Here is an 8,601-nt window from a genome sequence, read left to right on the forward strand (position 1 = left end):
AACTGAGCGTAGAATTCACAAACGCAAATAAATTCGCTTTAAGAAAGTCGAGCGTTTCCCATGACTGCATCTACCGCCACCTCTTCGGAGTCCTCTTCCGCCACTCCCGCCATGTCCACACGCTGGCGGCTGCCGCCCGCGGCCGCCTTCCCGCTGCTGGCAATCCTGTTGTTCGCATTTTTCGTGGCGGGCAGCGCGCCTTCGCCGCTGTTTGTCGTGTTCCAGCAGCAATGGGGCTTTTCGCCGGCGTTGCTGACGGTGGCCTTTGCGATCTACGCGATTGCGCTGCTGGCCTCGCTGCTGGTGGCCGGCTCGCTGTCCGACCACGTCGGCCGGCGGCCCGTGGTGTTTGCCGCCTTGCTGCTGCAGGCCGGCGCGATGCTGACCTTTTTGCTGGCCGAGGGCGTAGGCGGCATCATCGCGGCGCGCATCGTCCAGGGCATTGCGACCGGCATGGTCAGCGGCGCGCTGACGGCGGCGGTGGTGGAAGCGGCCCCGGCTGCGCAAAAACGGCTGGGCGCGATGATAGGCAGCGTCTCGCCACTGGCGGGCCTGGCTGTGGGTGCGCTGCTGACCGGCATCGCCGTGAAGCTTGCTCTGCACCCGGTGCCGCTGGTGTTCGGTGTGCTGGCCGCCATCTGCGTGACGGGTGCCGTGGCCACGCTGTTTCTCCCTGAAAGCGTCACACCGCGCCCCGGCGCGCTGGCCTCGCTGGTGCCGCGCATTTCGGTGCCGGTGCAGGCACGTGCTGAATTTGTGCGCGGCGTGCCGACGATGGTGGCGGTGTGGTCCTTCGCGGGCCTGTACCTGTCGCTGGTGCCTTCCGTGCTGCAGCAAATCTTCGGCATTCACAACGGCATCGTCAACGGCCTCGCCATTGCGACCTTTTTCGGCCTGGGCGCCGTTGCGCCGACCTTGCTCAGGCGCCTGCCGCCTGTGCGCATGAGCGCCTTGGGCATGAGTTTGCTTGCCGTGGGCGCAGGCCTGGTGGCCGTGTCGCTGGCCACCCATTCCGTGGCCCTGTTTTTTGCGGGAACGGCGCTGGCCGGTTTCGGCGGCGGCTCGGCTTTCTCCGCACAGGTGCAGACACTGGCCCCGCTGGCGCAGCCGCATCAGCGGGCCGAGCTGTTTGCAGCGCTGTACGCCACCAGCTACCTGGCCTTCAGCGTGCCAGCCATGCTGGCCGGCCGGCTGATCGCACCGCTGGGCCTGCCGGCCACGGTGGAGGGTTACGCCACGCTGGTGCTGGCGGTGGCCGGCCTGGGCGCCTGGCTGCGCTGGTCGTCGCTGCGCCGCGCGGGCACGCCGGCCTAGAGCAGGGCGCGCGCCACTTCGGTGAAGCCCGCGCCGCGCTCGCCGCGCGTCACATAACGCGGCAGGTGCGCCAGCTGCGGCACGAAGCGCGCAATATTGGCCACGCCCACGCTGTTGGCAAAGGTCTTGAACATCAGCTGGTCGTTGGTCGAGTCGCCGATGTAAACCCAGCGCTCAAGCTCGGCATCCAGGTCGCGTTGCCAGAGTTCGCGGACGATCCAGCGCGCGCCTTCGAGCTTGTTGTGGCCGCCGTACCAGCCGTTGATGTGGATGCTGCTCACGGTGGCGTGCATGCCCTCGCGGGTCATGAGCGCCACGACGGCCGCAATCTGCGCTTCGCTCAGGCGCGCAAACTCGCTGTGGTCAATCGCAATGTCGGTTTCACGGCCCGGCGAGTCGGCGGCGCGCTGCGCGCCGGGTATCTCGCGCTCGATGCGCTGCAGCACCTGGTGCATCCGGCCATAGTGGGCGGCCCGTGTTGCCGCGTCCTGCTGGTACAGTTTTGATAGCGCCTTGCGACCGTCCCCATTGGGCTGCAGCGCATTGTCGCGTTGAGGGACCAGTGCGACGGCGCCGTTTTCCGCCACGATGGCATCGACCGGCCAGCGGGCGGCGAAGGGCTCGCTCCAGCCCATAGGCCGCCCGGTGATGGCCACCACCTGCAGGCCGGCGGCCTTCAGCTCGGCCAGGGCCTGCAGCGCATCGGGCGTGATGGCGCCTTCGGTGGTCAGGGTGTCGTCAATGTCGGTGAAGACGCCGGTGATGGCGCGGCGCTCGGCTGCCGGCCAGCTGTTCAGTTCTTGCATCGTGAAATTTTCGCACGGGCACTGCGGCGCTGGCGCGGCGGCAACGGGTTCGGTACAATAGCGGCTTCCTGAGGAGCGTTGCAAGCCACACCACGTGGACCAGGCTCAGGACTTCATTGCAACCACGCTCACCCGCATGTGCTCTCCAGCCGGGTGAATGACTGAATTCCCCATCCCCTGAAGGCCGTGCCCGTGGCGATTTTGCCCAGTTGACGTTTGAAATTTGGAGAACCGTATGAGCGCCGTCTTGAAGCCTTCCACCGATCACATCATTGCCGACCTTTCGCTTGCCGCCTGGGGCCGCAAGGAACTGAACATCGCCCAGACCGAAATGCCTGGCCTGATGGCCATCCGCGAAGAATTCGCCAAGGCCCAGCCGCTGAAGGGCGCGCGCATCACCGGCTCGCTGCACATGACGATCCAGACCGGCGTGCTGATCGAAACCCTGCAGGCACTCGGCGCCGACGTGCGCTGGGCTTCGTGCAACATCTTTTCAACGCAAGACCACGCCGCCGCCGCCATTGCCGCGGCCGGCACGCCGGTGTTCGCCATCAAGGGCGAAACCCTGGCCGACTACTGGGACTACACCCACCGCATCTTTGAATTCAGCGGCGCCAAGGGCACGCCCGAAGAAGGCCCCAACATGATCCTGGACGACGGCGGCGATGCCACGCTGCTGATGCACCTGGGCAGCAAGGCCGAAAAGGACGCCAGCCTGATTTCCAAGCCGACCAGCGAAGAAGAGATCTGCCTGTTTAACGCCATCAAGGCCAAGCTGGCGCAAGACCCGACCTGGTACAGCCGCCGCCTGAAAAACATCATCGGCGTGACCGAAGAAACCACCACCGGCGTGCTGCGCTTGAACGAAATGTCGGCCAAGGGCACCTTGGCCCTGCGCGCCATCAACGTCAATGACTCGGTGACCAAGTCCAAGTTCGACAACCTGTATGGCTGCCGCGAATCGCTGGTCGACGCCATCAAGCGCGCCACCGACGTGATGGTGGCCGGCAAGGTCGCCTGCGTGGCCGGTTACGGTGACGTGGGCAAGGGCTCGGCCCAGGCCCTGCGCGCTCTGAGCGCTCAGGTGTGGGTGACCGAGATCGACCCCATCAACGCCCTGCAGGCCGCGATGGAAGGCTACAAGGTCGTGACCATGGAATACGCCGCCGACAAGGCCGATATTTTCGTGTCCGCCACCGGCAACAAGAACGTCATCACCTATGACCACATGGCCAAGATGAAAGACCAGGCCATCGTCTGCAACATCGGCCATTTCGACAATGAGATCGACGTGGCGTCGCTGGAGAAATGCACCTGGGAAGAGATCAAACCGCAAGTCGACCACGTGATCTTCCCTGACGGCAAGCGCATCATCCTGCTGGCCAAGGGCCGCCTGGTCAACCTGGGTTGCGGCACCGGCCACCCCAGCTTCGTGATGTCGTCCAGCTTTGCCAACCAGACGATTGCGCAGATCGAACTGTTCACCAAACAGGCCGACTACGAAGTGGGCAAGGTTTACGTGCTGCCCAAGCACCTCGATGAAAAAGTGGCGCGCTTGCACCTGAAGAAAGTCGGCGCGATGCTGACCGAACTGAGCGACGAGCAGGCGGCTTACATTGGTGTGTCGAAAGCCGGCCCCTACAAAGCCAACACCTATCGCTATTAAGGCGACTGCGCGACCCGATAGCGGCGTTGCGGGTCCTGGTCAGGCAATCCTCATGCACCTCAAGTGCATTCCGGTTGCCCGCCGCCCGCGCCTTGCTCTCGGGGCGCTCGCTACGCCCTGGGGGCCGTTGAATTGCCTGGAGACTACTTTTGCGTGCTGATCTTTTCCTCGTCGAACACGGCCATGCCGCGACCCGTTCCCAGGCCCAGCGCCTGATCGCTTCGGGGGTGCAATGGCGTGTGGAAGAGGGGGGCGCCTGGAAGAAGGTGGCCAAGAACGGTGACGAGATTCCCGATGCGGCCGAGCTGCAGCTGCTGGACACCACCGAGGCCAAATACATTTCGCGCGGTGGGCTGAAGCTGGAGGGCGCGCTGAAAAGCACCGGCCTCAGCATCAGCGGCTTGCGCTGCATGGATATTGGCCAGTCCACCGGCGGCTTTACCGACTGCCTGCTGCAGCACGGTGCCGTGCAGGTCGTGGGTGTGGATGTGGGCCACGGCCAGCTGCACCCCAGCCTGCGCAGTGACCCGCGCGTGGTGTGCATAGAGGGCGTCAATGCGAGGTCCATGACGGCCATGGATTTGGTCGCCGGTCACGCCCATGAGGCGGGGGCTGACGATGGATTCGATGCCGATGGCGAGCCGGAAGAAGACATTCCGCTCGAAGCCAATTTCGACTTCCTGACCGGCGATCTATCCTTCATTTCGCTCACGCTGGTACTGCCGGCCGTGGTACGCCTGCTCAAGCCGGGCGGCGATCTGCTGATGCTGGTCAAACCGCAGTTTGAACTGCAGCCCGGCCAGATCGGCAAGGGCGGCATTGTCCGCGAAGCCGCACTGTTTGAATTTGTGGAAAAACGCCTGCGCGACACCTGCGCTACGCTGGGGCTGGACGTGAAAGCCTGGCTGGCGTCGCCGATTGACGGCGGTGACGGCAACCGCGAGTTTTTCATCCATGCCATCAAGGGCCGTGACGTTGCTGGCGAAGACACGCCGCTGCCCGCTGCGCCGCAGCGCAAGGTGCCCAAGCGCCTGCCGCGCGCCGCCTCGCGTGAGCCGCATGAAGATCCCGAAGCCGCGCACGCAGGCCAGCCCGGCCCGGCACGCAGCAAGCGGCGCGACAAAAAAGCCGAAGACCACTGAAGAACGATAGAGACCCGCGATGAATCTTCCGATCAGCTTTGAATTCTTTCCCCCGAAAACGCCCGAAGGCGCCGAGAAGTTGCGGCTGACGCGCCAGGCCCTGTACGCGCACCAGCCCGAGTTCTGCTCCGTGACCTTTGGCGCGGGCGGCTCGACGCAGGAGGGCACCTTTGGCACCGTCAAGGAAATTCTGGACGAAGGGGTGGAGGCGGCCTGCCATTTCTCCTGCGTGGGCGCCACCAAGGCCACGGTGCGCCAGCAGCTGGCCGCCCTGCAGGCCATGGGCGTGAAGCGCCTGGTGGCGCTGCGCGGCGACCTGCCCAGCGGCTATGGCATGGGCGGCGAATTTCATTACGCCAGCGACCTGGTGGCCTTTATCCGCGCCGAAACCGGCGATGCCTTCCGCATGGAAGTGGCGGCCTACCCTGAGATTCACCCGCAGGCCAAGTCGGCCGATGCCGACCTGCAGGCTTTTGCCACCAAGGTCAGGGCCGGGGCCAATTCGGCCATCACCCAGTATTTCTTCAATGCGGACGCCTATTTCCGCTTTGTCGATGATGTGCGGCGGCTGGGCCTTGACGTGCCGGTGGTGCCCGGCATCATGCCGATCACCAGCTCGACGCAGCTGATGCGCTTTTCCGACGCCTGCGGCGCCGAGATTCCGCGCTGGATTCGGCTGCGCCTGCAGGGTTATGGCGATGACACGGCCTCCATCAAGAGCTTTGGCCTGGACGTGGTCACCGCGCTGTGCGAGCAGCTGTGCGCGGCCGGCGTGCCCGGCATGCATTTCTACACCATGAACCAGGCGGGGGCGACGACGGAGATCATTCGCCGCCTGAATCTGGCCTGAGTCCGGTCGGATAGCGGGCGGACTCCATGCGCAAGGGCGTGTTCAGGTTCCTGGCCCTCGCCGGCCTGCTGGCGGCCCTGAGCGCCTGTACGACCATCCCTTCGCCATCATCGTCCAGCACCTCCGCACCCGCCGCCAGGGTGCCGCCCAGGCCGGCCAAGCCGGCTTCCGCCACCGATGCAGCGCCGCCTGAGGGGGCCGTGACGGACGACAAATACCTGCTGACCGGCGAGGCGGCCAGGGAGCTGGAGCGCGGCCAGGCCTCCTGGTATGGCCCGGGCCTGCATGGCCGGCGCACCGCCAGCGGCGAGCGCTACGACATGTACGCGCTGACGGCGGCCCACAAGACCTTGCCCTTTGGCACCGTGGTACGGGTGCGCAGTCTGGCGCTGGGGCGCGAGGTGGAGGTCCGCATCAATGACCGCGGGCCGTTTGCCCCGGGGCGTGTGATTGACGTGAGCCGGGCCGCGGCGCAGGCGCTGGGCCTGCTGGACGACGGGGTCGCCGAGGTGTCTCTGGAAGTGCCCGCGTCCACGCCGCTGGCGGCCGCATCCGCGCCGGTCCGCAAAGCCCGTCGCCCCACGCGCCGCGCCGCCGCCAAGCGGCCTTGATTTTGGGGTTGCCCGGGCGGACCCGGCTCCCGGCTCAGCCGCCGTGGTCCAGCGTGAAACCGGCGTTGCGGTCCTGCCCCAGCAGGGCGACCATTTGCGGCAGGGCCGCCTGCAGTTCCGCTTTCAGTGTGTGCGGCGGATTGATCACAAACATGCCGCTGGCGGGCAGGCCCGGGCGTTTCACTTCGCCGGTCACATCGGTGGTCAGCTTGCTCGACTTCACCGTCAGCGTGGCGTTCAGCCAGCTGCGGCCGGCCTTGACGGCCAGTGTCTTGAGTTTGCGCGGCAAGTCATGCGCTTCCGGCCGCGGAATGATGGGGTACCAGACCACATAGGTGCCGGTGGCAAAGCGCTTGACGGCGTCGGCCATGCAGGCGCTCACGCGGGCGTAATCGCTCTTGATTTCATAGCTGGGATCGCACAGCACCATGGCGCGGCGGGCCGGCGGCGGCAAAAAGGTCTTGAGGGCTTCAAAGCCGTCCTCGCGCGCCACCGCCACCTGGCGGCCGACGCCGAGCTGCTCGATGTTGCCCGAAAGCGACTTGAAATCGGTGGGGTGCAGCTCAAACAGCTTGAGTTTGTCGCGGCCGCTGAGGAATTGCTGCTCGATAAACGGCGAGCCGGGGTAGATTTTCAGATGCGCCGGGTCGCCGGTCTGGGCGAAATGCGGGTTCAGGCCGCGCAGCACTTCCAGGTAATCCTGCAGGGCCGGCGCCCAGCCTGCAGCAGGGCCGGATTTGGCGACAGGCGCCGCCGGCGCTTCGCCCGAGGCCGGAGGCGCTACTTTTTTTGTAGCTGCCGGTGCCCGTTGAGTCTGGGTTACGGGCTGTTTTGGCTCGGAAAGGAGCTTGAAAATACCTTCCAGCGCTTCGCCGCTGGTCTCGGTGTAATCGCCATCGAGCCGGTACAAACCGGCGCCGGCATGGGTGTCGATCACGGTCAGCGCCGTGTCTTTCTGGGTCAAATACTTCATCAACGCGATCAGCGTGGTGTGCTTGAGAACGTCGGCGTGGTTGCCTGCGTGGAAGGCGTGGCGATAGGAAAACATGGGGTCTATCGTACCTTCTTGCCGCGGGAGGCTTCTAAAAATTGACGCAAGTCCTTGATTTTTCATATAATCCAAGGCTCTGCAGCGAACACGTGGTTCCGCGGCAGGGTTGCCAGGGGCTTTTCGCGACCTCACTTGTCTTTTCGGGAAGTGGGCTTTTTCGGAGAGTTTTTGCGCAAATGACCACCTAAGAGGTTCTCATCAGAAGAACGCCGACCGTGGAAAAGAACCCGACAAACCCTTTTGAAAAAGAGAAACTCATGAAAACCTTCAGCGCAAAACCCGCTGACGTGACGCACGAGTGGTTTGTGATTGACGCGACCGACAAGGTCCTCGGACGAGTAGCCAGCGAAGTTGCTCTCCGTTTGCGCGGCAAACACAAGGCCATTTACACGCCTCACGTCGATACCGGTGACTTCATCGTCATCATCAACGCAGCCCAGCTGCGCGTCACCGGTGCCAAGTCGACCGACAAGATTTACTACCGTCACTCCGGTTATCCCGGCGGCATCACTGCCACCAGCTTCCGTGACATGCAAGCCAAGCACCCCGGCCGCGCTTTGGAAAAAGCCGTCAAGGGCATGCTGCCCAAGGGCCCGCTCGGCTACGCCATGATCAAGAAACTCAAGGTGTACGGTGGTGCAGAGCATCCGCACACCGCCCAACAGCCTAAAGTGCTGGAAATTTAAGGAGCCTTGAGATGATTGGTGAATGGAACAATGGCACTGGCCGTCGCAAATCCAGCGTCGCCCGCGTGTTTATCAAAAAAGGCACTGGCAAGATCACGGTGAACGACAAGGACATCCAGGTGTTCTTCGGTCGCCAGACCTCGATCATGATCTGCCGCCAGCCCCTGTTTCTGACGAACCACGTCGAGACGTTTGACATCATGGTCAACGTCCACGGCGGCGGCGAGTCCGGCCAGGCCGGTGCAGTGCGCCACGGTATCACCCGTGCGCTGATTGACTATGACGCATCGCTCAAGCCGGCCCTGAGCCAGGCTGGCTTTGTGACGCGTGATGCACGTGAAGTCGAACGTAAGAAAGTCGGTTTCCGCTCAGCGCGCCGTCGCAAGCAGTTCAGCAAGCGTTAATCACGCTTCCCGAGCTGTTCTGCTCGAAAAAAGCCGCCACGGTTTGCCCTGGCGGCTTTTTTCATGGGCTT

General features: G+C 64.2%; 9 protein-coding genes, 1 other RNA gene and 1 riboswitch. Of the genes, 8 read left to right on the top strand and 2 right to left on the bottom strand.

Going from position 1 to position 8,601, the window contains the following annotated elements:
- Positions 1-60: 60 nt before the first annotated feature.
- The gene (locus PJE01S_RS18295; protein ID WP_068835082.1) at positions 61-1,314 is read left to right on the top strand and encodes an MFS transporter; all 1,254 of its coding nucleotides are present in this window, start codon (positions 61-63) and stop codon (positions 1,312-1,314) included.
- Here the strand turns inward: PJE01S_RS18295 and PJE01S_RS18300 are convergent.
- The gene (locus tag PJE01S_RS18300) at positions 1,311-2,120 is read right to left on the bottom strand and encodes an HAD-IIB family hydrolase (RefSeq protein ID WP_068835083.1); all 810 of its coding nucleotides are present in this window, start codon (positions 2,118-2,120) and stop codon (positions 1,311-1,313) included. The two genes, PJE01S_RS18295 and PJE01S_RS18300, sit on opposite strands and share 4 nt — an antisense overlap.
- 64 nt (positions 2,121-2,184) lie before the next feature.
- Positions 2,185-2,257, top strand: a riboswitch (S-adenosyl-L-homocysteine riboswitch).
- Between the two features lie 98 nt (positions 2,258-2,355).
- Between PJE01S_RS18300 and ahcY the strand changes: the two genes are divergently transcribed.
- The 5 genes from ahcY to PJE01S_RS18325 all read left to right on the top strand — a co-directional run bounded on the left by ahcY (position 2,356) and on the right by PJE01S_RS18325 (position 6,389).
- Complete coding sequence (gene ahcY, locus PJE01S_RS18305) at positions 2,356-3,786, top strand: adenosylhomocysteinase (RefSeq protein WP_068835084.1); 1,431 nt, start codon at positions 2,356-2,358, stop codon at positions 3,784-3,786.
- Between the two features lie 52 nt (positions 3,787-3,838).
- Positions 3,839-3,912: non-coding RNA, sX9 sRNA (locus PJE01S_RS18310), on the top strand.
- Between the two features lie 23 nt (positions 3,913-3,935).
- On the top strand, positions 3,936-4,928 hold the full coding sequence (locus PJE01S_RS18315; RefSeq protein ID WP_068835085.1) for a TlyA family RNA methyltransferase: 993 nt from the start codon (positions 3,936-3,938) through the stop codon (positions 4,926-4,928).
- A 19-nt stretch (positions 4,929-4,947) separates the two neighbouring features.
- On the top strand, positions 4,948-5,778 hold the full coding sequence (gene metF / locus PJE01S_RS18320) for a methylenetetrahydrofolate reductase [NAD(P)H] (RefSeq protein ID WP_068835086.1): 831 nt from the start codon (positions 4,948-4,950) through the stop codon (positions 5,776-5,778).
- Positions 5,779-5,804: 26 nt separating this feature from the next.
- Complete coding sequence (locus PJE01S_RS18325) at positions 5,805-6,389, top strand: septal ring lytic transglycosylase RlpA family protein (protein ID WP_068835087.1); 585 nt, start codon at positions 5,805-5,807, stop codon at positions 6,387-6,389.
- Between the two features lie 34 nt (positions 6,390-6,423).
- On the opposite strand, the gene PJE01S_RS18330 is transcribed toward PJE01S_RS18325, so the two are convergent.
- Positions 6,424-7,437, bottom strand: a complete 1,014-nt coding sequence (locus PJE01S_RS18330; protein ID WP_068835088.1) for a 23S rRNA (adenine(2030)-N(6))-methyltransferase RlmJ — start codon at positions 7,435-7,437, stop codon at positions 6,424-6,426.
- 260 nt (positions 7,438-7,697) lie between these two features.
- On the opposite strand from PJE01S_RS18330, the gene rplM reads away from it, so the two are divergent.
- Entirely contained in the window at positions 7,698-8,126 is a 429-nt protein-coding gene (gene rplM, locus PJE01S_RS18335) for a 50S ribosomal protein L13 (protein WP_068835089.1), read from the top strand.
- An 11-nt stretch (positions 8,127-8,137) separates the two neighbouring features.
- The gene (gene rpsI, locus PJE01S_RS18340) at positions 8,138-8,530 is read left to right on the top strand and encodes a 30S ribosomal protein S9 (RefSeq protein ID WP_068835090.1); all 393 of its coding nucleotides are present in this window, start codon (positions 8,138-8,140) and stop codon (positions 8,528-8,530) included.
- The last annotated feature ends 71 nt before the right edge of the window (positions 8,531-8,601 follow it).

This window comes from Polaromonas jejuensis NBRC 106434 (genome assembly GCF_001598235.1).
Taxonomy (GTDB): Bacteria; Pseudomonadota; Gammaproteobacteria; order Burkholderiales; family Burkholderiaceae_C; genus Polaromonas; species Polaromonas jejuensis.

Excerpts from the sequence above, each read along its gene's own strand:
- PJE01S_RS18300 (WP_068835083.1), bottom strand. The coding sequence starts at position 2,120 with ATGCAAGAACTGAACAGCTGGCCGGCAGCCGAGCGCCGCGCCATCACC.
- PJE01S_RS18295 (WP_068835082.1), top strand. The coding sequence starts at position 61 with ATGACTGCATCTACCGCCACCTCTTCGGAGTCCTCTTCCGCCACTCCC.
- PJE01S_RS18325 (WP_068835087.1), top strand. The coding sequence starts at position 5,805 with ATGCGCAAGGGCGTGTTCAGGTTCCTGGCCCTCGCCGGCCTGCTGGCG.
- PJE01S_RS18330 (WP_068835088.1), bottom strand. The coding sequence starts at position 7,437 with ATGTTTTCCTATCGCCACGCCTTCCACGCAGGCAACCACGCCGACGTT.
- metF (WP_068835086.1), top strand. The coding sequence starts at position 4,948 with ATGAATCTTCCGATCAGCTTTGAATTCTTTCCCCCGAAAACGCCCGAA.
- rplM (WP_068835089.1), top strand. The coding sequence starts at position 7,698 with ATGAAAACCTTCAGCGCAAAACCCGCTGACGTGACGCACGAGTGGTTT.
- rpsI (WP_068835090.1), top strand. The coding sequence starts at position 8,138 with ATGATTGGTGAATGGAACAATGGCACTGGCCGTCGCAAATCCAGCGTC.
- ahcY (WP_068835084.1), top strand. The coding sequence starts at position 2,356 with ATGAGCGCCGTCTTGAAGCCTTCCACCGATCACATCATTGCCGACCTT.